We start from the raw sequence: 24,973 nt of genomic DNA on the forward strand, positions 1-24,973 counted from the left end.
TCGCTGACAACAACATAGAATAATGAGGTATTCATGCGCACACCCCGTAAAATAGCAGATCAATACCGCGCTATTGTCAGCAGCATTGGCTTCTACCCAGCGATTATTATTACCCTCTTTATGTTGTTCGCCATGGTACTGGCCAATATAGAATACCAAAGCTGGGTAATGCGCATAAAGCAGGCCTGGCCGGTGCTCTTTGTCACCGATGTCGATACCGCCAAAACCCTGCTCAGCATACTCGCCGGCGGCTTGATCTCGCTCACCGTGTTTAGCTTTTCCATGGTCATGGTGGTGTTAAACAATGCCGCCGCCACCTTGTCGCCGCGGGTGTTACCAGGGCTAATCAGTAATAAGGCGCACCAATATGTGCTCGGTATGTATCTAGGCAGCATCGTCTTTACCCTGCTTACCCTGATGAATATCCACACCAAGGGGGAGACCTTACAAACTCCGGCTCTGGGCACCTTTTTCGCTTTGGCCATTGGCATATACAATCTGGTGCTCTTTGTATTCTTTATCCATTCCATCTCTCGCTCCATCCAGGTCGACAGCGTGTTGAATACCTTGTTTGCGCAAACCAACAAGCAGTTGCAAAACCTGATCGCCTATCAAGACCCACGAATTGCTGCGGCGGTGCCAGATTACAGCGATTGGTATCGCCTCAAAAGTCCGCGGGCTGGCTATTTTAAGGGCGTGCATACTCATCAACTGTGCAAGCTGTTGGCCCAACACGAACTGCGTATGGTAGCGGAAGTGGAGCCCGGCTTTTTCTGTGTCGAAGATTTTCCCTACTTGGCGCTGGACAGAGACATTAGCGCAGATGAAGAGCTCTGCGAACAAATTCATAAATGCAGCGTGTTTTATATTGAGGAGTATATTGGCGATCATTACAGCTATGGTCTGCGGCAAATCGCCGAAATTGCGATTAAGGCACTGAGCCCGGGCATTAACGACCCCGGCACTGCGGTCAAGGCCATAGATATGCTCAGTATCCTTACTATCGCTCGCCTACATGTCGCGGATCACAACTACACGCTGCTCAACACCGAACAGCAACAATCACCGCTGTTATGGTTTTATGAGCCCAGTCTGGCGTCATTGTTGGAAGAAAACTTCGACCCTATCCGCCACTATGGCTGCAATGACACCACGGTACTGGTTAACCTGATTGAGGCGTTGAAGAATATTCTTTTTGTCTGTGATTACAACAAGGAATATACCCAGGCGTTATACCGCTATGTGCAAGCCACCGTTTATGACGCCGAGCACTGTATTGACAACCCCTACGAGCGGGCCCGCATTAATCGCATGCTAACGCGCATGAATGAGGTCGCCAATAAGCGCGGCGACGACATTCATTTTAGTCTAGACGATAAAGAGGCTGGGCCTACAATTGCCATGCATAACTGATCTTGGTAAAGAAGGTACGCTCATTGCGAGTAAGGCTGTCGAGATCATCATTTTGATAACCGCTGTCGGAATAGCCAAGGTAAAACACCGACTGCGGGTTGATGGTATAGGAGTACACCAGTTGCGAACCAAAATTACGGTTACGTTGATGCACCTGACGGTATAAATAGGCTTGCTGATTACGATCAACGTCTTCGTGTTGCCAGATCAGTTTCAGCATGCTGCGAATATTAAACTTATAATAAAGACGCACATCCCACTGATCGGCAGTGAACACCCGCTCGTTGTCCACCTCTAAAGTGCTGTAGTTATAACTTAACTGCAGTTGTAAATGCTGATTGGCGTCCCAGGTAAGGGTGTTTTCAATGTCGCTGCCCTCGCCTAGACGCGCGTTACTGTAGTCGATGCGCGAGCCATAGTCGCCATAGAACTGATAGGTTAAGTCCTGCAAGGGGCGCACGGAAAGCACCACATATCCGTTGTTTTGTATAAAGTACTCGCCGTAATACAACTCGTCACTGTGCCACATGCCCAGCTCAAAACTCGACATCCAGGGCCCTTCGCCATAGACATAACCCTGGTATTGCTGCTCCAGTAATTCACCATCGAGATCGTAGGCCTTCTGCCACTCAAGGTCATAACTCCACTTACTCAGCCAGTCCTGTTCCTGGCCATACCAAATTTGGCCGCCACCGAGTTCCACCTCGCGATAGTCGGCCTTAGGCTGATAGCCCATATCGGCGCGGAAATCTTCGCTAATTTGCTCGTACTGGGCTCGCAACTGATAGTCTCGCTTGAGCCGTTGCACGGCCAGACTGACGGCGGTGCCGGATTGCTGCTCATCCAGTTGCCAGTCATTGGCGAACTGGGCACTGTTTTCGGTGTCCGCATACGCAATGGCGTAATTAATGGAGTCGCTGGCATTGAGTCCGTAGGTGCCGTCGAGCGCCCCCACGGTATTGTGATAGTCACCACCCTGGCGGTGAGTCAACATCACCCCGAGGCCACTGCGCTGACCCAAATCATAACGATAACGGGCGACGGTATTGGTCACATCGTCCTCTAACTGCGCCAACGAAGAGCCCTGATTACCCGGCAAAAGCACCGAGGCATTATTGTCATCGGTCACCAGTCCAGCATAGGTATGGGCGCCATTTTTACCACTTAACTTAATGCCGTAGTCCGGTTCGGCTATGGTGCGGCTATACAAAAGCTCCAGCTGATTGGTGCGAAAAAACGAGGAGCCATCGAGGAAAAACGGTCGTTTTTCCGCATAGTACAAGGAATAATTGGTGTTAACGTCCAGTTGTACCGCATCGGCTTCCACTTGTGAGAAGTCTGGGTTGATGGTGGCGTTAAGCAAGGTCTCATCATTGACGCGCCAGCGTAAATCGGCACCGACTTCGACCTCGGTATCACCCTGTTGCCAAGGACCCGGCACCGGATCCTTGCTATCGCTGCGTTTAGCACTGACATAAGGGGCAACGGATAGATCTCGCTGCTCATGGCGCTCGGACAGACCGGTCAGCTTATCAAACTGGCAAAAACTACACTTGATATCCAAGTCAAAGCCCACGTTGGAGATACGGTACATCACATCGCGAGGGTAGTTGCGGGCGATGGAAATGCCCCAGGTGATCTCTTCGTCCGTTTCTGGAAGGTTTAATACGGTCAGCGGGATCTTCATCTCCACACTGTAACCGCCTTCATAGATGTGTGCGCCGCTATACCAGGTGGCATCCCAGCTAGGATCTGTTATCCAGGTATCGAAATCGGTAGAGAGTATGTCTCCCTGAGCGCCATAGGCATTTACAAAAAACTCAAAGGCATTGCGCTCATCATTCAGGCTGTCGATGACAATCCCAACATTGTCATCCTGCCATAATTCATCCCTGTCGCGCAGGGCGCCACGAATGGCCCTTGGGTTTGGGTCTTTGGCATCGATGCCGAGATAGAGAAAACGACCGTCTTCAAACAGGTAAGCGGTGGTTTGCACCGGAGAAGGCGCCCGCTCGAGTGGTTCGTTTTGGGTATTAACGTCAATTTGCGTGGCGCGCTGCCACACCTCTTCGTTTAACTGGCCATCAAGCTGGATTTCATCCTGAGCCTGAACCAAGGCATAGTGTTGTGCTGGGGGATACGCATGCGCCGCTGCACTGCTGAGAGTTGCGGCCGCACATGCAAAAAATGAAAAACGAGCATAACGCGCCATAAACGTCCTTATTGGTACTACTTTCATTTGCCTTAGCAAAAATTTACCTAATGTTAACAAAGGCAAACGAAAAAGCTACCTTTTTCAGGGGCAATAGTGCAACAAGGATACGTATTACAAGCGCTTAGCGTTTAACTAGGGTGCCTTTTAGGGCAACACCGGCGATAAGAAAGCCGGCACCACATTCAAATTCGGTTTCACTGACAAATTCGCGCTTTTTGTAGTACGACTGAATATTCACCACCGCATTCATGCCCTCGCGCTTGGCACGCTCCTGCAATGCCTTAAGGGCACTCAGCATCACCCATTGACAGGCTTCCTTGTCAGACTTGTTAAAGGCATTGGTTTTTTGGTTGGTGGTCACCTCACCATAGGTTTCCTGCACCTCGCCGTATGCCTGATTGCCAAAATACAGCGGCACATCCAGAAGCGCATTTTTGGCCTTAGTGGTTCCCAGTAGCTCGGCAATATTGTAGTAACCGATATCGTCACGAGCCAGGGCCGTATTCGCCGTCAGCGCCAATCCCAGCGCTAAAAACAGTGATTTTTTCATCCTTAATTTCCCTCTACGTTATAAAACTTCCATGCCAGGCCGATGCCAAAGGCAAGATTATGGTGTCGCTCAACCAGGGGGCTGTCGCGCCAGACCGCGTCCTTGATGCGGTAATATTTTACAAAGCCACCGACCCACCAACGCTTGCTATTGTAGTTAACCCCAAGGGACAGCTCGCTGCCACTGTAACCGGATTGCGGGTCGTATTCACCGCGTCCAGCCGTTGCCTGCTGCGCGCCTACGCCGTAAAAATAATCGACATACTGACTGGTGGCAAAGTTAACGGCACCACGGGCGGTAACACTCACCGTCTGCTCTGCCTTTTGCCAAACTAACTGCTGCCATTGCATATAAGGGCCCATACGAAAGCCGATATCATCAATGGAAGAGAAGTCGGTGGCCAGTGCCTTACGCACAAACAGACCACTTTTGAGGGAGTTACTACTACGCGGCTGCCCGGCGAAATAATAATCTAAGGCTGGACCCAATTCAAATACCCAGTCCAGGTCGTCCATGCCTGAGCGAGCCTGGTTGTCCTTGCTGTCCACCGCCAAGCTGGCCGTGGCCGACACATCCAGGTGCCAATTGTCATTTTGCCAAAGGTAGCCCACCGCACTGTTGCGGTCGACACTCATGCGCTCGCTGCGATAGCGCACATAGGGCAAAGGCAAGGTGTAGTTGTTATGCTCACTGGAGCCAAGATAATGGGGTAAGGAGGTAGTAAAAATGCCCGCCCCCAACTCAAGCTCGCTGGCGGCCTTCACCGCCGGACACAGTAAGAGTAACACGCATAACACCATTGCCTTGTTCATTGCTTAGGCCCGTTTAAAAATTAAAGAGGTGTTAATACCACCGAAAGCAAAGTTATTGCTCATCACATAATCACAATGTATTTCTTTGCCTTCTGTCAGGTAATGCAGTGGCGCACACTGTTCATCTACCGTGTCGAGATTAATGGTGGGCGCAAACCAGCCATCACGCATCATTTCTATGCAGGCCCAGGCCTCTATCGCCCCACAGGCGCCGAGGGTATGGCCAAGGTAGCTTTTTAATGAGCTGATCGGCTTGGCACCCAAGGCATTAAAGGTGGCGTGAGACTCGGCGATATCGCCGCGATCCGTGGAAGTACCATGGGCGTTTACATAGCCAATGTCATCGGCACTGAGTTCGGCGTCTTGCAGTGCCATTTCAATGGCAACCTGCATGGTGTCGCTGGTGGGCTGAGTAACATGCTGACCGTCAGAGTTACAACCGAAACCCACGATTTCCGCCAAGATGGTGGCCCCGCGCGCTTTGGCGTGCTCGTATTCCTCGAGGATTAAGGTTCCGGCTCCCTCACCTATGACCAAACCGTCGCGTTTGCTGTCGAAAGGGCGCGGCGTTGCTTTGGGATTGTCATTATTGCAACTGGTGGCATACAGGGTGTCGAATACCGCCGCCTCGGTGACACACAGTTCTTCGGCACCGCCGGCCACCATCACCTTCTGACGACCGTATTTGATCGCTTCATAAGCATAACCTATACCCTGAGAGCCGGAGGTGCAGGCGGAGCTGGTGGTGATCACCCGACCCTTAAGACCAAAAAACACGCCGATATTCACCGGCGCCGTGTGTGCCATCATCTGAATATAGCTGGTAGCGGTTACACCATTCATTTGCCCCGACTTCATCATATCGGCAAAGGCAATGAGCGGCGGCGTCGAGCCAGTGGATGAACCATAGGCTATGCCGGTATCGCCATTGGTAAGCGCCGGGTGTTCCAGTAACTGAGCCTGCTGCAAGGCGCGCTCGGTGGCTACGGTTGCCATTAGGGCCACGCGGCCCATGGAGCGCACCATTTTCCGCTTATAATGGCTGGGGCGCTCAAAATGGGTGACCGGCGCCGCCAGCTTGGTATTGAGGTCGCTGATATCACCCCATTGCTCCATCGTCTGCACGGCATTTTCGCCACGCTCCAGCGCACCACGAAAGCTTTGCCAATCATCGCCCAATGCCGTAATACACGACATGCCCGTAATCACCACGCGTTTCATTATACTAATCCACCATTAACGGAAATAACCTGACGGGTAATGTAACCCGCCTGATCAGAAGCTAAAAAGGCCACCGTCGCGGCAACTTCATCAACACTGCCCATGCGTCGCATCGGCACGTGCTCAAGCAACATCTTGGTATCGAGCTCGGCGGTCATCTCGGTTTCGATTAACCCGGGAGCCACGCAGTTCACCGTGATTTTACGCTTCGCCAATTCCAGCGATAACGCCTTGGTGGCACCTATAATACCTGCCTTGGCGGCACTGTAATTGACCTGACCACGATTTCCGGCGATGCCAGACACAGAGGCCAGAGTAATGATACGCCCTCCCTTGCGCGCACTAACCATGGGCATAACCAGAGGGCGTACCACGTTATAGAAACCATCAAGACCCGTGCTGATCACTGTGTCCCATTCCTCGTCCGTCATCGCCGGGAATGCGGTATCTCTCGTCACGCCGGCATTACACACTACGCCGTAATAGGCGCCGTTGGCGGCGATATCCTCTTCAATCGCTTGCTTGGCCTCGGCTCTGTCGGTCACATCGAAAACCAGAATATTGACCGTTCTGCCCAAGGCCTTAATTTGCTCGGCCACCTGCTCGGCCAGAGCCACCTGCGAGCGGCAATGCAAAGTAATATCAAACCCTTGCTCTGCTAGTTGCAACGCAACGGCCTTGCCGATCCCACGGCTTGAGCCTGTGACTAAAATACGTCTATTCATTGATTTTCCTTTATAAATTTCATTGGGTCGGCGGGTTGAAACACATTAATTTTGGCTTCGATCAAGCAGTCGCCCTGGTGCTCAATGCGGCAAGCGAACACGCTTAATCCGGACTCGTCTTGAATCACCTTTTCGACCAAAATATCCAACAGCATACCATGGTCAAAGCGCGGTTTATGACAGCGAATTTTGCGACTGCCCAGGAGAAAGCCGATTTTAATATCTCGACTCTGATCTAGGTCATGAGCCCCGGCGTAGGCGGCGATGGCCTGCGCCATGTACTCACTGCCAATATAACTTGGCACCGCGCCCTGCTCGGCGTCATAGAAGGGGCTATTTTCGCGAATGCGTACCTGACAGTGGGCACTGTCATCGTCAAACGATACCAGGGAGTCGATCAGCACCATGGGTGGACGGTGAGCGATAAGCTCGGTCATGGCAATATCAGGCATCGACTTCTCCGATAATTAAACTGGCATTATTGCCACCAAAGGCAAAGGAATTACTCATACAGATTTTTGGGGTTTTCGTTATGGGTTGTTGTAATACTTGGATGGGTGCCAAGTTGGCGTCAAGCTCATAGCCCTGGTGCCAGGGTAAAGGCAGTCCCGCCTGCGTTGCCGACGGCAATACTTCTGCACCTAAACGCTGCTGTTCAATAAGCAACCAGCAAAGGCCCGCCTCGATGGCGCCGGCGGCGCCCAGGGTGTGTCCGGTTAAATGCTTAGTCGAGCTTACCGGCACGGGGTCGGCAAACAGCTCGGCGATGGCCTTGGCTTCCATTTCATCATTTTTCGGCGTCGCCGTGCCATGGGCGTTAAGATAGTCTATCTGATTTGGACTCAGCTTAGCGTTCGCTAAAGCCTGGCGCATAGCTTCAATGGCGCCATGACCATTGGGCTCGGGCGCCGACATATGGTGTGCATCCGAGCTGGCACCGCTCCCCAACAGAGCACAGTGACTCTCACCCAGGTCGCGCTCGCGACTCATCACAAAGAGCGCAGCCCCCTCGCCTATATTGATGCCATCGCGCTCGGCTCCAAAGGGCTGGCACAATCCATGACTGGTCGAGGCCAAGGCACTAAAGCCATTGATGGTCAACTGACATAGACTGTCGGCCCCCCCGCAAATCACCGCATCGGCTAAACCGGCAGCCAACAGTCCTTTGGCACTGCTCAGGGCCTTCGCGCTGGAGCTACACGCGGTGGAGATACTGTAGGCAATCCCTTCTAAGCCCAGTTTTTCCTTGATATAAACGGCCGGAGCATCAAGGGCCTGCTGGTTATAATGATAACCCTCGGGCCAGCTGCCTGTGTGCGCTTTATGTTTGCGGGCCCGCTCGCCGTCGTAAATATCCGCCGTGCTGGTACCCACCACCACGGCGATACGCGCCGGGCTATAACGAGCGCGCATGCGCGTCAAAGTCGGTGCCAATTGCTGCAAGGCAAGGTCTATAAGGCGATTGTTGCGCTGCTTGGCAGTTAAAGGAATTGCCTGCACCAGGCCCACATAAGGGTCTTGCTGGATAGCAGGCTCACCATGCTGGTCGCTCTCTTGCACACCATAATGTAGACCACTGCCCTGAGTTAACGGCGTTTGTTCAAGGCCACAAAGGGCCTGTAAGTGCTCCGCCTTATCTACGCCCAAGGCGCTGACTATGCCTAAATCATTTAACCATGCCCTCATGGCTTCACCTCTTCAAAGCGGATCTCGTAGTGATGAATTTTATTGTTCAAGATGATGACCTCACCGCCATAACGTATATCCAGCAAGGTCGAATCATTTTGGCGCAGCTCGCGGATCAGCTCGCCGCCTTGGCGATATTCAATCAGGTGCGCCCCTTTTAAATGCTTATTTAATTGAGCCAGAGGCCAATGTACCAATTGAATATCGGCCAGAATATAACTTGGATCCAGATCTTCGACGGCGATAAAACGCTGGGCCACCACACCTTGCTCGGCGGTGTAGCTCAGGGTAAATACGGGTAAACCGGCGGCACTCATTAACGCTAGGCGCAGCTCGCCGTCGTTATCAATGGCCAATTGACTCAGCAGTGCCTGCTGGGTTTGCGCCTTGGTCACATACATACGTTTTTGCCATTGGCTATTAAGCAACTCAGCGGGCGGTGCGCTCAGTGCCAAGCCCACGTCGGCAGTTAACATTACCGCACCGTACCCTGCATCCTGCTCGATTTTTGTGTGGTTAGCACAACCACTAAGCACAAAGATCAAAAGCAAACACAACCAACGCATTAACAAGGCTCCATTTGGCACAATTGCGCCAACACATTTAATCGACGCTCGCTTTGCACTACGTAGGGGTTGTTCGCATCCCAGGCATATCCCGCGAGGATGGCACTGATCATGCGGCGCACTTCATCGCTTTGCTCGGGATAAAAAATCACGTCCTGAAAACGGGTGTCATACCAGGCATTAACGAAGGTTTTAAAACATTCCACCCCCTGCTTTAAGGGTGTTGCAAACTGGCCCTCAAAGTCTGCCCGCTCACCACGCAGGTGTGCATCAACCACGGGGGCCACGAGGGAGGCGGATTTCAGGGCTATGGTCACCCCGGATGAAAATACCGGGTCTAAAAACTCTCCGGCATTGCCCAGCAAGGCATAGTGTTTACCGTATAGGCTGGATACATCGGCGGAATAGCCGCCTAGGGTTTGCACCGGGTTAACGGCTTCGGCATCAGCCAGCAGGTCGGCCAGATTCGGCTCTGCCTTGACCTTAGCCCAGAGGTTCTCCTCATTGCTGATAGAGGTATCAAAATGATGAGGCTCACCCACCACCCCCAAACTTGCGGTGCCATCGGCAAAAGGGATCAACCAATACCAGATATCCCTGTGCTCGGGGTGCACGCTAATAAGGATTTTATTACGGTCAAAACGCGATGCCTTAATGCCGTCTTTAACATGACAAAAGTAGGCACTGCGCGGCGGTAAACTTGAGGGCTTATCTAAATCCAATAAGCGTGGCAATACCCGGCCAAAACCACTGGCATCGAGGACAAAGCGACTATGCAGCTGGTATTGCTCCTCGCCCTGAGTTACCGTCAGTAGCATGCCATCATCTTGCTCTGTGATCGTCTGCACTCTATGGCCGTAACAGATATCCACGCCCTTGGCGGCGGCGGCATCGGCAAGCAGCTTATCGAAATTAGCGCGCTTTACCTGATAGGTGGTGCCGCGACCAGGGCTGAATTTATCGGTAAAGTCGATTTCGGTGTCGGTACCACGATAATGAAAGGCGGCGCCATTTTTATATTGAAATGCCAGCTTCTCGGCGTGCTCGTCCACTAGCTTATCCATGCCGGCCTCACTAAGGAACTGCATACACTGGGGTAACAGGCTCTCACCAATGGAAAAGCGCGGGAAATGCTGTCCTTCCAAAACCCTGACCTGCCAACCCAATTGCTGCAACAAGGCGCTGGCCAAGGCGCCCGATGGGCCCGCACCGATCACCACTACATCCACTGTATAATCATTGTTTGTCATTATTATTCTCGATACTTAAAGGTGCCAAAAAGTAAACCACCAGCAGCCCCAGTAAGACGGCACCACCAAATTGGCTTATTGCAGGCGTTTTGGAAAAAATCAGCATGGCAAAAACCGCCAGCGACGACAGCGACGACAAACTGATGGCTACCAGGGTATGAGCGCTATGGCCACCCTGGCGATAGAATATAAAGTAATCCACCGCCAGTGCCAGCACCAAAATCAGCCCTAAGGTATGAAACACCGATATGGCACTGAACTGAGCTATGAGACTGACAATCAGCGCCGTGGATAAGGCCAACCAGGCCGCCATTTTAAGGCCCTGACGCCAGCCGAAGCTAAATACGAAAATCAGCACAATGGCCACTGCCGCCAAGAATAAGGCAAGGTGAATTCCACGATGAAAATGCGCCAGCATAGCACTGAGCTGCCCCGGCACATCGACAATCGCCACATAATCGTGTTCGGCGCCTATAGCTTGCAGTTGCGCCGCGCTGACGCCGCTGACGTTGAGCAGGGAATAGACCTCGCCATCAAGGTGCACAAGCTCGGCAAAAGCAGCACTCAAAGGGCTCATAGAGAAGGCATCATAATCCAGCAAATCAATCGTCGCCGGTGCTATGACCTTACCGCTAAAGGCTTGCAGCGGTGCAAATACCCCGGCTGCCACAGCTCGGTTATAGGCCTGAGCATTTTCTTGCTGACGCGCCAAACTTGGTAAAGCGCTACTGAGGCCTTGGGCGTGGGCGCCTTGCTCTTGCAGCCAAGCGCTTATCTGCTCTTCACGCCGGAGCAGTTGCTGCACATCCTTGCCCTTTAGCAGCAAACGCTGTACTGGCTCGGAGCCTTGCAAGTATATCTGATTCTGAGCTTGGGCAGCCATCAGCTCGGCGCTGCTGGCATTAAAACTGGCAATGGAATCATTAGTCGCAGGCATACGCCACCCACTTAGCAGCACACAAAGCACCGCCAGGCCCAGGTAGACCTTGCCACTGTGGCGACGCGCTTGATCTTGCCATTGCAGAGCGCGCTCGGCACTCGATACCACCGGGGCCCGAAAACTTAGGGTCATGGCCACCGGAGCCAGGCAGAAACGGGTAAACACCCAGGCACCTATCAAGCCCGCAACGACAAAGATGGCTACATCTTGCAACAACACCAAGGGCGCGCTGAGAAAACACAAATAGCCAATGGCGGTTGAACACAGTGCCAACAGCAAGCCACGTTTAAGAGCGCGAGAATATCGCCCCTTGTGCGCCGCTTTATCAACCAGGGCATGAAACGCGTAGTCTATGGCGACCCCAATCAAGGTGGTGGCAAAAACCAGAGTCAGGAGATGTATTTCAGGACGCAGCAATAACAAAGCCAAGAGACCACTGAGTATGGCAGTACTGACCGTCAGCATACTTACCCACAAGGGCCAGACGCCACGTAAAGACAGAAAAACAAACATGGATAACAAGACTATGCTGGCAAGGCCAAAGCGGTTCATCTCCCATTTGGCCTGAGTGGCATTTTCAGCGTTGTGGAACAGTAAACCGGAATGGCTGATTTGCACCTGAGGGTGATCCTGTCGCAACTGATTCAGTAGCGCATCAATGGCCGAGACGGTGCGCTCGGTGGCAGCGATGCTACTTACGCTTTCATGCGTTTGCGCCAGCAGGAACCACACCGGCTCACCTTGCTCATCGCGACCTTGTAACTTTCCATCCACCAGGGTGAGGGCTTGCTCGTTACTAAGCGTACTCACAAAGCTATAGGTCGCCAAGGACATGTCTTGGCTTAGACTCTGACTTAACCAGGGCGAGGCAGTTTGCGCCAACTGGCGCTGAAAATACTGATTAAACTTGGCCTGTTCGCCAATGGCCTGGGCATATTCCTGGCTCATCAGGGCGCCGCGATACGGCGCGTAGAAGTCGATGATTTGCGTTAGCTGCGGCTGTTGCCCTTGTACCTTAAGGCCTGCATGCGCCAAACCCTGGGCTAGATCCCGATAGGCCTGCTCACTGTTGGCGCCTTGCAGCGAAAACACCAGGCGCTTTTGCTGCTCACCGAGCAACTGTTGTTGGGCAAGATAAAAGTTCTGGGCCTTATCTAGCGCGTCCTTATCGCCGCTTTGCGCATCGGCAATGGGTGTAAGCAAGGCCAGCATATCGCTTTTTATGGCGATGGGTTTAAGTTGCCACAGCACGGCGAGGCTGCCCACCAATAACAGGGGCATTAACGTCAGAATTAAGGCGCGTGTCAGCCAGTGTTTCATAGCTACTCTTGGCTTACACCGGGCTCAAAGCTAAGGGTGATTTCTGTGGCCGTGCCGCTGTGTTCATACAAGCCGATAAAGCGCACCCGTGTATCGCCATCAGCACAGCTAATAAAGCGGCTAAACAAGCTTTGCAGCTCTTGTGTGATAGGAGTAAGTTGCTGACATGAATAGTCCTTTTCTAACAGGGATGCCGGTAACTCGGCCTCGCTGCTGGTAAAGAATTGCGTCAGCTGGTGTTGATCTTGTGCCAACAGGGCTTGCAACAAGCGGCTATAGGGCCCGGCCTGGCCTTGCCGGCGAAATTGACCATCCGCTTGGCGCTCAAACACGCCATCACCATCGATTTTCAACAGCGAATCGATTGGCGTCAGGGTATGCCATAACAGCTGCTCGCTACTTATGGTAAATTCACCCTTGCTGATAAAGGGCTGGTTAAAACCGGCAAAGGTTTTCGCCTGGCTAAAACTGCCCTGCTCACTTTGGACCTTAGGCTCATTTGCAGCTGCGCTTGCCGCACACATAAGCGTAAACCATAGACTGACTAAAAGCTTTTTCATTACAGTACCTTGGCCAGTTTTTGCATTAAAATCGGCGGCGACACATATTGCATTTCACCACTGTCTTGCTCAACAGCGACCTGCACCGTATAGGCTTTAGTCAAGCGCTTATTGGTGGCAGCGTCGAAGATCACATAGTCGATTTTTAAGCGTTGTTCGTATTCCTTAAGATAGGCCTCGACACGTATACGCTGGGTGAACAGCGCCGAGTCTATGTATTTAATGCGCATATCGACGATGGGCCAGGCATAGCCCGACTCACGCATTTGCAAATAGTCATAATCGAATTGGCGCAGCAACTCGCAGCGCGCCACCTCAAGGTAGCGGGCATAGTTGCCATGCCAAACAATATTCATAGGATCGCAATCGTGAAACGGGATCTCTATTTCAACTGAGCTAACCAGCAAGGCATTTTTATTATTCATACAGGTCCCAACGTTGCTGCACTATGTAATCCACCGTGGTGCGCAGGGTCTGCTCCAGTGGTCTGTCCTCTGTTAGGTTATCAAAATAGCTGCAAACATCGCTATACATGGTGCGAATATTTGTGCTTAAACCTTGTTCGTCGACTTCACCACGAGCAATACGAATACGCAGCCCCTGTACTGCGGCCAACAGAGTACAGGCCAACACCTGCTCGGTCAGTTGCAGCACCCGCATGCAATCGCGGGCGGCGATAGTACCCATGCTTACCTTGTCCTGGTTATGGCATTCGGTAGAGCGCGAAAACACACTGGCGGGCATGGTCAGTTTCAAGGCTTCGGCGGTAAAGGACGAAGCCCCGATCTGCACCGCTTTAAAGCCATGGTTGATGTACTTACGGTCGTCATGGGCACCGCTGAGGTTACTTGGCAGGCCATTGTTGTACTTGGTGTCCACCAAGGAGGCGATTTGCCTGTCGGCCAGGTCGGCCAAATTCGCCACCGCGGTTTTCATGCTGTCCATGGCCATGGCGATATGGCCGCCATAGAAGTGACCACCATGCAATACATGCTCTCCCTCGCCATCAATAATGGGGTTGTCGTTGGCGGAGTTGAGCTCGTTCTCGATAAACTGACGCAACCAGGGCAAGGAGTCCGCTAACACACCAATGACATGGGGCGCACAACGAATCGAATAACGGTCCTGCAAGCGCTCGGCATTGCGCGGGTGACTATGATGATTTAGGTCATCACGGATCCAGGCCGCCACCTGCTGCTGTCCAGTATGCGGTTTCACCGAGAATAAGATTTCATCGAAGTGATGGCTGTTGCCCTTCAGCGCCAATGAACTTAAGGCGGTAATGCGGGTCGCCAGCTTATGCAGGTAATTGGCGCGGTCAAAGGCCAAACAGGCAATGGCGGTCATCACCGCGGTGCCATTCATGATTGCCAGGCCTTCTTTTGGGCGCAATGTGATGGGTTTCAGGCCCACCTTGACAAAGGCGTCTTTGGCGGCCATCACCTCCCCCTGAAAATACACATCGCGCTCACCTACTAATGCACCGGCCACATAAGAAAGCGGCGTGAGGTCGCCACTGGCGCCCACCGACCCCTCTTGCGGGATCAAGGGCAGGATTTTCTGATTCAGCATATCGCGCAACAGGTACAGCAATTCCCAGCTTACGCCAGAATAGCCCTGAGTCAGCGAGGTCAATCGGGTTGCCAAAATGGCACGCGACTCGGCATGAGAGAAATGAGCGCCCATACCACAGCCGTGAAAACGGGTGAGATGCAAAGGCAGCTCTTGCACTAACTCAAGGGGAATGCCCACGGTCACCGAGTCGCCGTAGCCTGTGGTAACACCGTAAATCACCCCTTCTTTTTCAAGCAGTTCATCTAAAAAGGCCACCGCCGAGTCAATTTTGCGCGCCAAGGCCTCGTCATTACTAATGTGCGCTACCGCATCTAGGCGGGCAAAGGCAACGATATCTTCAATGCGCAGCGGCGCAGCGCCAAACTCGATGGATTGAATACTAGACACGAACTACTTCTCCTTGTGGCGCACGCTGTCTTCGTCGCGTTGCCAAAAATCGTAAAAATTAAACCATTGATAAGGGTATTGCAGCGCCACGCGCTGCAACTGCTGGGCGTAATCATCTATTACCTGAGCCAGGGCCTGCTGCCGGGTTTTACGCGGCAAGGATAAGGCCTCGCTATAATGACTGAAATGGACGTCAAACCCATCACCACTTCGGGTACAGAACAGCCAGTATATTGGGCACTCCAGCAGCGCCGCAAGAATAAAAGGCCCCTGAGCGAAAGGCGCCTGCTCCCCAAGGAAGGACGCATAGTGCACCCGGCCTACCGCACTAGTGCTGGTGCGATCGCCAACAATCACCACGAACTCACCCTGCTCGACCTTGCTTTTAAGTAAAATCGCCAGATCCGGGCCCATATCACTGACCTGGATAAGGTTGACGCTGACATTGGGATTAATGCGCTGTAAGGTGCGATTAAACTCCACCGCGTGCTCGGTAAACACCAGCACATTGATCACACAGTTTTGATGACGCATGCCCAAGGCCCGGCATACTTCCAGGTTACCCAAGTGCGAGCCGATAAAAATGGCGCCCTGGCGACGGGCCACCAGATCATCAAAAAGATGTTGATTTTGATAACGCAATTGCGCCGGGGTAATGCGTCCAAGCCAGGCATCAATCTTATCAAAGGCGCTGTCGGCAAAGGTACAAAAATGTTTTAACCCGGTGCCAAAACTAGGCTTAGGTTGACTGGAGTCAAACTTGTGGAGACGGTGCCAGTACTCAAGGGACGCACGGCGTGCTTTTCTGCCGCTGACATAAAAATAAAACACCACCACAAACATAAACAGCCAAAGCACCCGGCGACCAAAGAGCTTATACACGCCGAGTAAAAACTGCATGCCAAGATAGCTGCCGCGCTCTTTGGTTTTTGACCAATGTTGCTCGCTCATATCGCGCCGCTTACCTTTGGCCACTGAACTTATGCCACAGTAATTTAGGCAGGCGCACTAACATGCCGAAAAACAACCGGGTGTGCAGCCAGCTTATTTTGACGTTATCGGCCAGGGGCTGAAAATGCGACACCCCGTCTTCGGGGTAAATCACTTGGGTGTCGACAAAGCGTGAGGGGGTGCCGCGCCAATACATGCGCACCATGATTTCGATATCAAAGTCCATGCGTTTACCCAGCTCACAACGTTCAAAGAGCGCCATACAAGGCGCCAAGGGGTAAACGCGAAAGCCGCACATGGAGTCTTTAATCGACAGGCTCAGGGTTTCTATCCACACCCATACATGGGTGATATAGCGACTCAAATATCTGTGCTTGGGCACCGAGTCGTCATACACGGGGCGACCACTGATAATGGCCTCGGGGTTGTTGCGAGCGCATTCCACCAGACGGTCGATGTCCGCGATGCAGTGTTGGCCATCGGCATCAACCTGCAAGGCATGGCTGTAACCGTTTTCATATGCCCAGCGCAGACCGGTTTGCACCGCCCCGCCCTTGCCTTGGTTAACCTGATGACGCAGCAGCGTCAGCTGCGGGTAACGGGGTGCCAGCTCATCGAAATAGCTTTGCGCTTCGCCGTGACTGCCATCATCGACCATGACTATGTTGTAACCGGCGCCACACAATTGGGCCAACACCTGGTCGATGGCATGGGTATGGTTGTAGTTGGGGATGACGATACAGAGGTTCATGGTTAACTCGCAAACACCAGGCGGCCACTGGCATGCTGGCCTTTTTCAGAGTGATAGCTAAAGAGCACCTTGTCGTTATTTTTCTTTACCAACTGCAGGGTCACTTCCAGCTCGGGAGTCATCACCACCTGAAATTTCAGCACTTCGATATCGGCTATGTCGCCTTCCATACCGAAGTGTTGACGGGCATACTGCACTGCCCAATCAAGCTGCACGACGCCAGCCAGAATAGGTGCACCGGGGAAATGGCCACGAAAATAATCCAGCTCCGGCTGTAAATACAAGGTCAGCGAAACCTGATCGTCCGTTTGCTCAATGGCACGGATCTGCGGTTCGGTTATCACTAGATCAGACAAAATATTGCTCCAATTGCGAATAAATCAGCTTGCCCTGGCTGTTGTACGGCAGCTGCTCAAAATAACGCCATTTACGAGGCACACACACGGCTTCAAACTCCTGCCCCAGCCAGGCCTTTAACTGCACCGTGACTTCCCTGCTGGGAGTCTGCAACTCACTTGCCTTGCTGAGCGCCACCAAGGCCCCCAAACGTCCCGATGGCAGTTGCAGCAGCGCACAGGCGCGCACCATGGGGTGCTGGCGCAAGCGCGCTTCCATACCAACCAGATCGACTCGCTTTTCCGCTACCTTCACGGTTCTGTCGGCGCGCCCAAGTAATAAAAACTGCCCGTCACTCAATACCTGGCCCTTGTCATCCAAAAGCCGGGTTGCTTCATCAATCAAGGGAGACTGTAGTACTAATCGGCCCAGCTCTTCGCTTAGGCTTACCCCAGTAAAAGGCTGCCAGGGCGTTGCTGCCGTTGAAAGCACACTGCGATAGCCTATGCCGCCGGTTTCGGTGCTGCCGTAAACTTGCACGATCCCCTGGTGGAGCTGCTCGGCCAAGGTAATGGCATCGGAGTCCGCCAAGGGTCCGCCGGAGGAAAAAATTCGCTCTATCTGGGTGCGCTTTGCCACCAAGACATTGTCATCCACAAGCCGGGATAACTGTGCTGGCGAGGCCACCACCAGCCAACGCTGATGAGCACCAAGTCGTTTAACTAAGTGCTCCGGGTATTGGTAACTGCTGGCTTCAAAAAAATGCCCATAACGCAGCGGCCACAGCAGTTTAAATAAGAGCCCATAAATATGCTGGTGCGAGACCATGGCAATAAATGACAGCGACTGCTGCTCAGTACCGTTAAAAGTCTGCTCTAGAGTCTCTAGTTCGCAGTTAATGGCATCCCAGCGTTTATAAATTGCCTTGGCGGGACCGCTGGAACCTGAGGTAAAGAACACTAATCTGCCTGCGCCCTGTGCACTGCTGGGCCAATGTAAATCGCTGGCCGATGACGTCTTGGGACTTAACCTATCCACCAGGGTGAATCCCGGCGGGCAATTAGCGCCTAACTCGCCGGCATACAAGGTGGTGATCTGTTGCAGGTCAAAAAGGGTCTGAGGTTGCCCGTTAGGAGGCAAGACGATATCCACCGGCAATTGCGCTAAGGCCAGCAGGCGTGCAGCAAATTCTATGCTATCGCTGTGATGCAGCAACACCGAGGAGCCGGCTTCAAGGGACGCATAACGGCGATATAAGTCCTCGACTAAAGCAAGAAATTGCTCGCGACCAAACGCACAGCCACTGCGACTGGCCATGTGTTCGCCAAGGAGATGTTTTAATTTATACAAGCTTGCCCTGCCTTTTTAACCACAGGCGATATGTCCACTCGCTGGCGGCCAAGATACCGATAAGCACATAGGCGATAAAGCCGTTATACCAGGTCCACAAAGCCACATCACCAAGCCAGACCGTGTAAGACGCGGCGAGCCCGTTGAGCACAAAAAAGGCGCTCCAGATCATGGTGACCTTGCGGGTATAACGGACGCCTTGCGCACTGAGTTGCGGCTCTTGCAAACGGGCAAAACGCTCCACCATGCTCTGCTTTTGCAGCAAACTCAGGGTAAAGGTGATGGCCATGATCAGGTTTACCATCACCGGGTAGAGTTGCAACCACAGGGATGAGCCACGCATCAGCGCCATCAACACCAGCAGTAAGCCGACGGCAGAGATAGGTAATAACCAGTTGCCGATCGCCTTGTGACGCAGCGCCAGCAGCGCTCGCCCTCCTAACAACAGGGCCAATAGCCAGGCCACCTGTTGCTCATACCCCTGGCTTAACCCCAGGTATACCAATACCGGATAGGCCAAGAGGCACAGGGAGATCAGCGCATTCACTATGCCTTTAAGCATCATTAATTAACGAGTTGTTCGACTTCTTTTACTACGTCGGATACGGTACGCACCTGTTTAAAGGCCTCAGGCTCGATTTTCTTACCGGTGATTTCTCTTAGTTTCACAACCAAATCAACGGCGTCGATACTGTCTAAATCCAGCTCTTCGTATAGGTTGGCATCCATACTGATGTCGTCGGCGTCAATTTCAAAGTCGTTCTCTAAAATGCCACGTAATACGTCATAAATTTCAGCAGCAGTTTTCATCTTCTATTCCACTATTAAGCGTTGTTGCGCGATTGTTCAATAAACTCAGCCAATGCATTGATAGATGCAAAATGGGCTTTCGTTTGTTCTGAGTTGGCATCGATTTTCACATCGAATGCCTTTTTAATGGCCAGACCCAATTCCAGCGCATCGATACTATCTAGGCCAAGGCCGTCAATGAACAAGGGCTCACTGTCGTCTATGTCTGCGACTTCGATGTCTTCCAGATCCAAGCTGGTAATAATCAGTTGTTTTAGTTCTAGTTTTAAATCACTCATAAATTCGCTACTTGATTATGAAAATAAGTTTCTAAGTGTTTGGTCAAGCCCCGCGATTGCATGCTCATGGGTTCATGGTCATGGCCCTGCCAGGGCTGCGGTTGCTCGGCGGCAATATGCATTGAAAAATGCGCTTTTTTCGGCGCCACCTTATACCAGGGCGTGCCCTTGGTTAGGGTGGACGGCTTCATGGTGATCAGCACCGAGGTGATCACCGAGGCCGCTGGCAAACCACAGCGCAAGGCGATATTGGCAGCCCCGCGTTTAAACTTTTGCAGTGAGCCCCGATCCGAGCGGGTTCCCTCGGGGAAAATAATCAAATTATTGCCCGCAGCCAAAGAGCGACAACAATCCACCAGCAAGCCTTCGGGATCATCATTGCTGATATAACCGGTACTTTGGATCACGCCGCGCATAAAAGGGTTTTTAAACAGATGCGCCTTAACCACACAATCTGCTCTGGGCACAGCGGCAATCAGCACCACCACATCAATTAAGCTTGGATGATTGGCAAGGATCAGTTGCCCACGCAGATTTTTAAAGGCGTCGCGGTTATGTACATGAAAACCTATCACTCCTAAGGTATCCATCACGGCAACAAAAAAGCGAAAGGTGTAGTGCACCAGTTTTCGAGCCTTACGCTGACGCACCTCGGTTTGACGGTATATCAGCCGCTGCAAAGGCAAGATAGTCAGGCTTAAGATCATACCACCGAGACCAAAGAGGGCAAAACAAAAACCAGTGCCAAGTACCCGCCAACAGTAGTTCAGCTTGCTAATCATAGTGCAATCGCCATCCACAAAGCTCAGTGCTGTGTTGCTGAAGCAAAGCCTGGGCCAAATACAGTGCCGGCAGCTGAGTCAATTTCGCTGCATCATTACTTTGCTCAAGGCGAAAGCTAGTGCCTCCCTTGATGGCCTCGGGGACCTTGCTCATTACCAGTGCTACGCAGTGGTCCAATTGTGGCTCATAGGCAAACTCCTGATACAGCTCGGGCAAAGCGCGGTCGGCATGGATCACCATCACCCGCTCTACCTCCGGGTCTTGCAACTGCATATAGGCCTCGCACAGGGCGCTGTTAATGCTGTCACTACCGCCGGCCAGGGCGACAATGGGTGCCTTGTTATTGGTCAGAATTGATAGCAGTCCGGCTACGGCATTGTGAACGGATAAGCCAAACTGAGTGGGTGATAAGGGTTCTCGCGCTTGTAATTGGGCCAACAAGTCCGACGTTTTATGCAAATCGCCATGGCGGGAGGAGAAAATGATCGGCATCGGCTGCGCCTCGGGATTTACCTGGTGGGCACAACTGAGGATCATCTTGGCAAAATGACTTAAACGGCGGCGCTGAATCGGCTTGACCCAACTGACATCAAGCGCAATAAACTCTGACGCTAACGCATCTAAGATTTCGTTAAGCTCAATATTTTCTGTTGAGGCTGGCTGTGCCACATACACGGCCAACTTTTCGACAGCACACTTCATCACCAAAAGTCCGTTTATCTATAAGGCGCAAATAGTAATGGATTGTAAAAAAAATAGCAAAAAAGCCGGTACAATTAACCGGCTGTTAAGTCACTAAATGTTAACGAGCCTACAATTAGTACAATTTAAACGCATTTTCAGCGATGATAGCCGCTGTTTGCTCGCCAACTAGGTGTTTTTTGTCCAACTTGGACATGAGTTCAACACCCTGCTCTTGTTGTTTTTGTGTTAATGGCACATAAGGCAAACGCAGTACCGGTTTCACCGCACCGGTCATCGCCAGGGCGGTGTTAATGGCAATAGGGTTAGGTTCGCAGAACAGCCAATTCATCAGCGGCGTTAGCTCGGCATTGAGTTCCGGCTGGGGTGATTTAAGCAGCTCACAAAACAGCTCGGGGATCAGGTTAGTGGCCACCGAGATCACACCATGGGCGCCGTGCTGATGCACCGCGTCATGGGCTTCATCGTCATTACCGGACCAACAGGCGATGCCTTGGCGCTCATAAGCGGCAATACGCTCGTTACCCTGACACTCCTTCATACCGATAAAGTTGTCGTGCTGGGCCAATGAGCCGATAAATTCAGGAGTTAAGTCCTGGCCTGTACGTCCTGGGACGTTATAGATAAACGCCGGTCCAATATCCAGTACGCCTTTAAAATGCGCCTCTAGCCCCTGCTCGGAGGTGCGGCCATAGTAGGGATTGATCTGCAACGATGCGTGCATGCCGGTAGCAAAGCCGTACTTGGTGGCTTTGATGGCTTCTCGAGTATTGTTACTGCCGGTGTTGCCGATGATCAAGATGCGCTCGGCAAAGGCGGCGACGCTATGGGCAATCAGCATTAAATGCTCTTCCCAATTCATCAGTTGCCCTTCACCCGTGGTACCACCGACGACTATACCATCAACACCTGCGGCAATCTGGCGCTCCACCAAAGCATCAAAGGTCTTTAGGCAAATTTCGCCATCGTCGTTGTACGGGGTTTTTATCGCCGTGATCACCCGTGCTTGTCTTAATTGCTCCATAGTTCCCATACTATTGGCTTCTCTTACTAGCTATTTTTACTAATTTAATCATATTCAAACGCCTATGCCGAGGGGGTCGACCCAATTGCCTGATAAATTTTCTCCATTTTAGGGCTTGCAACTTAATCAGCTTTGAATCAAGATAACTGTATAAATATACAGTTACTAATTTATCTATGCATCTTTTGGATTATTTGGAACAGTTTTTCTACCGGGAAGATCAGCTTTGCCAACACCTGGGCATCGACCGTGAACAATTGGAGCACTGGCAACACCTGTGCATTTTTCCACATGCCAGTTATAGCCTGGAAAACAGTATTCAGTGTCACTCGGTGCAGGGGATCTATGACTGTCAGGTATTTTGGCAATACTATCCTATCGCCATGCAGGATTGGGGACGACAAATAAGTAAGGCAAATATTGACTCGGCCAGTGTTGCCTTTAATCTTTTTGCCCAGCGCGCGATGCAGGCCCTGAATTATTTGCAAAGCGAAGGACTTTACCTGGTTGACGACTACCTGGAAGATATTGACGAACGCCTCACCCACCTGTGGCAGAAATTTTTAAGCGGCCAATTCGGTACCCAAACGCGGCAAGGGCAAATTGAGGAAATTATTCATATGGATGCGCTGCGCTACAGTATAGACACGCTCACCGAGGGAATGACGATCACCGCCCTCAGTGCCGAACAAAGGCAACAATTGCATCCGTTAATGAAGCAATTTTCCAAGGCTGTTATTGAGCCGCCCAGCCATGAATACCAACATTCGCTGCGCGCCAAATACCTAGATGCCCTAGTGCAAAAATATGATTTATCGTTAAAGCGCTAAGCTAAAACAAAGCGGAATTTATCAGCCCTTCCTTTACTGATGCGCGCGCGCCACATACACTAGGGTCTGTATCAGTTATATGTTGAAATGATGACGATTTTCCGCCTTTTTCTCGTTTTTTTTACCCTCAGCTCGCTGCTAATCGGCAAGACGGTGCATGCCGAGTCCGAAGCGCAACCACTCAAGGTGCGCTTTGTGAATCCCGGTCACCAGTTCGATAATGCAACCGGGCTGTTTTGGCGTAACGTGACGTTGGCGATGGAAGCGGTGGCGGAAGATCTGGATATACAATTGTCGGTCACCTATGCCAATCGCAATCATATTTTAATGAAGTCGCAACTTAATGACGCGCTCAGAAGCGACGCCGACTATGTAATAGTGGTCGATGAAAAAAAAGCCATCACCAAGCTTATTAAAGCGGATGCCAAATTAGACAAGCCGATTTTATTTATCTATAACGCCCCGGAAGAGCACATACTCACTACCAAGCCAGATTGGCTGCTCGGTTACATCATTCCCAATCATTTCGAGGCGGGTTATAAGTTGGCGCGCGGCTTATTTGATCGCGCCACCGCACGCTTTGGCGAAGATACGCAACTGAACATGCTGGCCTTGTATGGCGATCGCCGTACCGACTCGGCGCTCAGTCGCCAACGGGGTTTGGAACTCTTCTTACGCCAGCACCCTGAGGTAAACCTGGTGTATCACGAGGTAGCCAATTGGTCCGAAAAAGAAGGCTATCGTAAAAGCATTCGCGTACTCAGTCATATCAAAAACATTAATATAATCTGGGCAGCCAACGACCCCATTGCCGGTGGCGCCCTCAGAGCTGCAAAAAACGTCAACGCCCCCGTGCTCCCTGTGGTTGGCGGTATAAATTGGGATAAGATGGGCACCGATGAACACTTAGATGTGTCCGTTGGCGGCCATGTGTTATTAGGTGCTGCGGCCCTGATCATGCTGCACGACAGTCATAGACAAGGCAGTAATTTTATCTCCGATAGTAACCTTGCTATTTTCGAACCCGATGTTGAGCAATATCACATCCTGATTAAGGCCATACAAGAGCGCACCCTGGACGATATCAACTTTAAACGCTTTAGCAAAGAGCATGAAGACACCTGGCCCTTTACCTTGCAAAACCTTGCCCTGTGTTTACAAAAAGGTTGTTAGCCAAAAAACAACTTGCTTCCAAGGGCAACCCGTAGTTAGCTGAATAATAAAAAGAATTACCTATGGGCAGGGACAGCAAATGATAATGACATCCATCACGGCACTGATCGTTTTAGGTCTGAGCGTCTATTTATACCATCGCCGCAAAAAGCAAGCACAGCGTGTCTATATAGAGCAATACCAGTTTGCACCCGCGATTGCGGCCAAGGTGAAAAACACCTACCCTCACCTAACTGAGCAGGATCTAGACTTAGTGCTTCAGGGTTTACGAGATTACTTTTATATCTGTAATCAGGCCCGCAATAAAATGGTAGCCATGCCCTCGCAAGTGGTCGACGTGGCCTGGCATGAATTTATCCTCTTTACCCGCAACTACCAGCAGTTTTGTAAAAAGGCACTCGGGCGCTTTTTGCACCATACCCCAAGCGAGGCCATGAGAACCAAGGTGGTGGCCCAGGATGGTATCAGGCGCGCTTGGCGTCTGGCCTGCGCCAAAAGCAACCTGCCCGCAGCGGCACCCACGCAGTTGCCCCTACTGTTCGCTATTGATAGCCAGCTTAAAATTAAAGATGGCTTTGTCTACGCCTTAGATTGCAAGAATAAAAAGTCGCCCCTGTATGGTGATGGCTATTGTGCCGCCCATATAGGTTGTTCATCGGGATGTGCAGGTGACAGTGGTTCGACGTCGAGCTCGAGCGATAGTCTCGGGGGTGACTCAAGCTGCGGTGGAGGCTGTGGCGGCGGCGACTAACACCGCAACCAATG

General features: G+C 51.8%; 27 protein-coding genes. 4 read left to right on the forward strand and 23 right to left on the reverse strand.

Features of this window, described 5'->3' with window-relative positions; translation table 11 throughout:
• Positions 1–33: 33 nt before the first annotated feature.
• Positions 34–1,413, forward strand: coding sequence for a DUF2254 domain-containing protein (locus KD147_RS08065; protein WP_212547469.1), 1,380 nt, complete (start codon positions 34–36; stop codon positions 1,411–1,413).
• Here KD147_RS08065 and KD147_RS08070 read toward each other — a convergent pair.
• From KD147_RS08070 to dapA, 23 genes are all read right to left on the reverse strand, one after another.
• Positions 1,391–3,625, reverse strand: a complete 2,235-nt coding sequence (locus KD147_RS08070; protein WP_212547470.1) for a carbohydrate binding family 9 domain-containing protein — start codon at positions 3,623–3,625, stop codon at positions 1,391–1,393. The genes KD147_RS08065 and KD147_RS08070 overlap by 23 nt on opposite strands.
• Before the next feature lie 124 nt (positions 3,626–3,749).
• On the reverse strand, positions 3,750–4,178 hold the full coding sequence (locus KD147_RS08075; protein WP_212547471.1) for an excinuclease ABC subunit A: 429 nt from the start codon (positions 4,176–4,178) through the stop codon (positions 3,750–3,752).
• A 2-nt stretch (positions 4,179–4,180) separates the two neighbouring features.
• A complete protein-coding gene (locus tag KD147_RS08080) occupies positions 4,181–4,990 on the reverse strand; it encodes a MipA/OmpV family protein (RefSeq protein WP_212547472.1) in 810 nt (269 codons plus the stop codon).
• A 3-nt stretch (positions 4,991–4,993) separates the two neighbouring features.
• A complete protein-coding gene (locus KD147_RS08085; RefSeq protein ID WP_105189030.1) occupies positions 4,994–6,211 on the reverse strand; it encodes a beta-ketoacyl-ACP synthase in 1,218 nt (405 codons plus the stop codon).
• A complete protein-coding gene (fabG, locus tag KD147_RS08090; RefSeq protein ID WP_105189031.1) occupies positions 6,211–6,936 on the reverse strand; it encodes a 3-oxoacyl-ACP reductase FabG in 726 nt (241 codons plus the stop codon). Before fabG ends, KD147_RS08085 begins: the two co-directional genes overlap by 1 nt.
• Entirely contained in the window at positions 6,933–7,388 is a 456-nt protein-coding gene (locus KD147_RS08095; RefSeq protein ID WP_212547473.1) for a hotdog family protein, read from the reverse strand. The genes fabG and KD147_RS08095 overlap by 4 nt, the downstream gene beginning before the upstream one ends.
• Entirely contained in the window at positions 7,381–8,622 is a 1,242-nt protein-coding gene (locus tag KD147_RS08100; RefSeq protein ID WP_212547474.1) for a beta-ketoacyl-ACP synthase, read from the reverse strand. Before KD147_RS08100 ends, KD147_RS08095 begins: the two co-directional genes overlap by 8 nt.
• Entirely contained in the window at positions 8,619–9,188 is a 570-nt protein-coding gene (locus tag KD147_RS08105; protein WP_212547475.1) for a DUF3261 domain-containing protein, read from the reverse strand. The genes KD147_RS08100 and KD147_RS08105 overlap by 4 nt, the downstream gene beginning before the upstream one ends.
• The gene (locus tag KD147_RS08110) at positions 9,188–10,438 is read right to left on the reverse strand and encodes an NAD(P)/FAD-dependent oxidoreductase (RefSeq protein ID WP_212547476.1); all 1,251 of its coding nucleotides are present in this window, start codon (positions 10,436–10,438) and stop codon (positions 9,188–9,190) included. The genes KD147_RS08105 and KD147_RS08110 overlap by 1 nt, the downstream gene beginning before the upstream one ends.
• The gene (locus KD147_RS08115; protein WP_212547477.1) at positions 10,425–12,698 is read right to left on the reverse strand and encodes an MMPL family transporter; all 2,274 of its coding nucleotides are present in this window, start codon (positions 12,696–12,698) and stop codon (positions 10,425–10,427) included. The genes KD147_RS08110 and KD147_RS08115 overlap by 14 nt, the downstream gene beginning before the upstream one ends.
• Positions 12,699–12,700: 2 nt before the next feature.
• Complete coding sequence (locus KD147_RS08120) at positions 12,701–13,258, reverse strand: LolA family protein (protein ID WP_212547478.1); 558 nt, start codon at positions 13,256–13,258, stop codon at positions 12,701–12,703.
• Entirely contained in the window at positions 13,258–13,683 is a 426-nt protein-coding gene (locus tag KD147_RS08125; RefSeq protein ID WP_212547479.1) for an acyl-CoA thioesterase, read from the reverse strand. Before KD147_RS08125 ends, KD147_RS08120 begins: the two co-directional genes overlap by 1 nt.
• Entirely contained in the window at positions 13,676–15,220 is a 1,545-nt protein-coding gene (locus KD147_RS08130) for an HAL/PAL/TAL family ammonia-lyase (RefSeq protein WP_212547480.1), read from the reverse strand. Before KD147_RS08130 ends, KD147_RS08125 begins: the two co-directional genes overlap by 8 nt.
• A gap of 3 nt (positions 15,221–15,223) precedes the next feature.
• A complete protein-coding gene (locus KD147_RS08135) occupies positions 15,224–16,171 on the reverse strand; it encodes a lysophospholipid acyltransferase family protein (RefSeq protein WP_105254722.1) in 948 nt (315 codons plus the stop codon).
• Between the two features lie 10 nt (positions 16,172–16,181).
• Complete coding sequence (locus KD147_RS08140; protein WP_212547481.1) at positions 16,182–16,922, reverse strand: glycosyltransferase family 2 protein; 741 nt, start codon at positions 16,920–16,922, stop codon at positions 16,182–16,184.
• 2 nt (positions 16,923–16,924) lie between these two features.
• A complete protein-coding gene (locus tag KD147_RS08145) occupies positions 16,925–17,278 on the reverse strand; it encodes an ApeI family dehydratase (RefSeq protein ID WP_105189041.1) in 354 nt (117 codons plus the stop codon).
• On the reverse strand, positions 17,271–18,608 hold the full coding sequence (locus KD147_RS08150) for an AMP-binding protein (RefSeq protein WP_212547482.1): 1,338 nt from the start codon (positions 18,606–18,608) through the stop codon (positions 17,271–17,273). The genes KD147_RS08145 and KD147_RS08150 overlap by 8 nt, the downstream gene beginning before the upstream one ends.
• The gene (locus KD147_RS08155) at positions 18,601–19,173 is read right to left on the reverse strand and encodes a COG4648 family protein (protein WP_105189043.1); all 573 of its coding nucleotides are present in this window, start codon (positions 19,171–19,173) and stop codon (positions 18,601–18,603) included. Before KD147_RS08155 ends, KD147_RS08150 begins: the two co-directional genes overlap by 8 nt.
• On the reverse strand, positions 19,173–19,418 hold the full coding sequence (locus KD147_RS08160; RefSeq protein WP_105189044.1) for an acyl carrier protein: 246 nt from the start codon (positions 19,416–19,418) through the stop codon (positions 19,173–19,175). The genes KD147_RS08155 and KD147_RS08160 overlap by 1 nt, the downstream gene beginning before the upstream one ends.
• A gap of 14 nt (positions 19,419–19,432) precedes the next feature.
• Positions 19,433–19,696: a phosphopantetheine-binding protein gene (locus tag KD147_RS08165; protein ID WP_105189045.1), complete on the reverse strand. Its 264-nt coding sequence runs from the start codon at positions 19,694–19,696 to the stop codon at positions 19,433–19,435.
• Positions 19,693–20,478 (reverse strand): lysophospholipid acyltransferase family protein, encoded by a 786-nt coding sequence (locus tag KD147_RS08170; RefSeq protein ID WP_105189046.1) that lies wholly within the window; start codon positions 20,476–20,478, stop codon positions 19,693–19,695. The genes KD147_RS08165 and KD147_RS08170 overlap by 4 nt, the downstream gene beginning before the upstream one ends.
• A complete protein-coding gene (locus KD147_RS08175) occupies positions 20,471–21,181 on the reverse strand; it encodes a beta-ketoacyl synthase chain length factor (protein WP_212547483.1) in 711 nt (236 codons plus the stop codon). Before KD147_RS08175 ends, KD147_RS08170 begins: the two co-directional genes overlap by 8 nt.
• 115 nt (positions 21,182–21,296) lie before the next feature.
• Complete coding sequence (gene dapA, locus KD147_RS08180) at positions 21,297–22,214, reverse strand: 4-hydroxy-tetrahydrodipicolinate synthase (RefSeq protein ID WP_212547484.1); 918 nt, start codon at positions 22,212–22,214, stop codon at positions 21,297–21,299.
• Positions 22,215–22,381: 167 nt separating this feature from the next.
• On the opposite strand from dapA, the gene KD147_RS08185 reads away from it, so the two are divergent.
• The 3 genes from KD147_RS08185 to KD147_RS08195 all read left to right on the forward strand — a co-directional run bounded on the left by KD147_RS08185 (position 22,382) and on the right by KD147_RS08195 (position 24,959).
• Positions 22,382–23,035, forward strand: coding sequence for a DUF6058 family natural product biosynthesis protein (locus KD147_RS08185; protein WP_212547485.1), 654 nt, complete (start codon positions 22,382–22,384; stop codon positions 23,033–23,035).
• An 87-nt stretch (positions 23,036–23,122) separates the two neighbouring features.
• On the forward strand, positions 23,123–24,208 hold the full coding sequence (locus KD147_RS08190) for an ABC transporter substrate-binding protein (RefSeq protein WP_212547486.1): 1,086 nt from the start codon (positions 23,123–23,125) through the stop codon (positions 24,206–24,208).
• Between the two features lie 79 nt (positions 24,209–24,287).
• Positions 24,288–24,959 carry a glycine-rich domain-containing protein gene (locus KD147_RS08195; RefSeq protein WP_199774866.1) on the forward strand — a complete coding sequence of 224 codons (672 nt, stop codon included), beginning with the start codon at positions 24,288–24,290 and terminating at the stop codon, positions 24,957–24,959.
• The last annotated feature ends 14 nt before the right edge of the window (positions 24,960–24,973 follow it).

The sequence above is a fragment of the Pseudoalteromonas sp. BDTF-M6 genome (genome assembly GCF_018334135.1).
Classification (GTDB): domain Bacteria; phylum Pseudomonadota; class Gammaproteobacteria; order Enterobacterales; family Alteromonadaceae; genus Pseudoalteromonas.

Coding starts and splice junctions, on each gene's coding strand:
- KD147_RS08160 (WP_105189044.1), bottom strand. CDS start 19,418: ATGAAAACTGCTGCTGAAATTTATGACGTATTACGTGGCATTTTAGAG.
- KD147_RS08115 (WP_212547477.1), bottom strand. CDS start 12,698: ATGAAACACTGGCTGACACGCGCCTTAATTCTGACGTTAATGCCCCTG.
- KD147_RS08110 (WP_212547476.1), bottom strand. CDS start 10,438: ATGACAAACAATGATTATACAGTGGATGTAGTGGTGATCGGTGCGGGC.
- KD147_RS08170 (WP_105189046.1), bottom strand. CDS start 20,478: ATGATTAGCAAGCTGAACTACTGTTGGCGGGTACTTGGCACTGGTTTT.
- KD147_RS08105 (WP_212547475.1), bottom strand. CDS start 9,188: ATGCGTTGGTTGTGTTTGCTTTTGATCTTTGTGCTTAGTGGTTGTGCT.
- KD147_RS08135 (WP_105254722.1), bottom strand. CDS start 16,171: ATGAGCGAGCAACATTGGTCAAAAACCAAAGAGCGCGGCAGCTATCTT.
- KD147_RS08175 (WP_212547483.1), bottom strand. CDS start 21,181: ATGAAGTGTGCTGTCGAAAAGTTGGCCGTGTATGTGGCACAGCCAGCC.
- fabG (WP_105189031.1), bottom strand. CDS start 6,936: ATGAATAGACGTATTTTAGTCACAGGCTCAAGCCGTGGGATCGGCAAG.
- KD147_RS08085 (WP_105189030.1), bottom strand. CDS start 6,211: ATGAAACGCGTGGTGATTACGGGCATGTCGTGTATTACGGCATTGGGC.
- KD147_RS08120 (WP_212547478.1), bottom strand. CDS start 13,258: ATGAAAAAGCTTTTAGTCAGTCTATGGTTTACGCTTATGTGTGCGGCA.
- KD147_RS08155 (WP_105189043.1), bottom strand. CDS start 19,173: ATGATGCTTAAAGGCATAGTGAATGCGCTGATCTCCCTGTGCCTCTTG.
- KD147_RS08185 (WP_212547485.1), top strand. CDS start 22,382: ATGCATCTTTTGGATTATTTGGAACAGTTTTTCTACCGGGAAGATCAG.
- KD147_RS08140 (WP_212547481.1), bottom strand. CDS start 16,922: ATGAACCTCTGTATCGTCATCCCCAACTACAACCATACCCATGCCATC.
- KD147_RS08190 (WP_212547486.1), top strand. CDS start 23,123: ATGATGACGATTTTCCGCCTTTTTCTCGTTTTTTTTACCCTCAGCTCG.
- KD147_RS08165 (WP_105189045.1), bottom strand. CDS start 19,696: ATGAGTGATTTAAAACTAGAACTAAAACAACTGATTATTACCAGCTTG.
- KD147_RS08065 (WP_212547469.1), top strand. CDS start 34: ATGCGCACACCCCGTAAAATAGCAGATCAATACCGCGCTATTGTCAGC.
- KD147_RS08075 (WP_212547471.1), bottom strand. CDS start 4,178: ATGAAAAAATCACTGTTTTTAGCGCTGGGATTGGCGCTGACGGCGAAT.
- KD147_RS08080 (WP_212547472.1), bottom strand. CDS start 4,990: ATGAACAAGGCAATGGTGTTATGCGTGTTACTCTTACTGTGTCCGGCG.
- KD147_RS08195 (WP_199774866.1), top strand. CDS start 24,288: ATGATAATGACATCCATCACGGCACTGATCGTTTTAGGTCTGAGCGTC.
- KD147_RS08070 (WP_212547470.1), bottom strand. CDS start 3,625: ATGGCGCGTTATGCTCGTTTTTCATTTTTTGCATGTGCGGCCGCAACT.
- dapA (WP_212547484.1), bottom strand. CDS start 22,214: ATGGGAACTATGGAGCAATTAAGACAAGCACGGGTGATCACGGCGATA.
- KD147_RS08100 (WP_212547474.1), bottom strand. CDS start 8,622: ATGAGGGCATGGTTAAATGATTTAGGCATAGTCAGCGCCTTGGGCGTA.
- KD147_RS08095 (WP_212547473.1), bottom strand. CDS start 7,388: ATGCCTGATATTGCCATGACCGAGCTTATCGCTCACCGTCCACCCATG.
- KD147_RS08125 (WP_212547479.1), bottom strand. CDS start 13,683: ATGAATAATAAAAATGCCTTGCTGGTTAGCTCAGTTGAAATAGAGATC.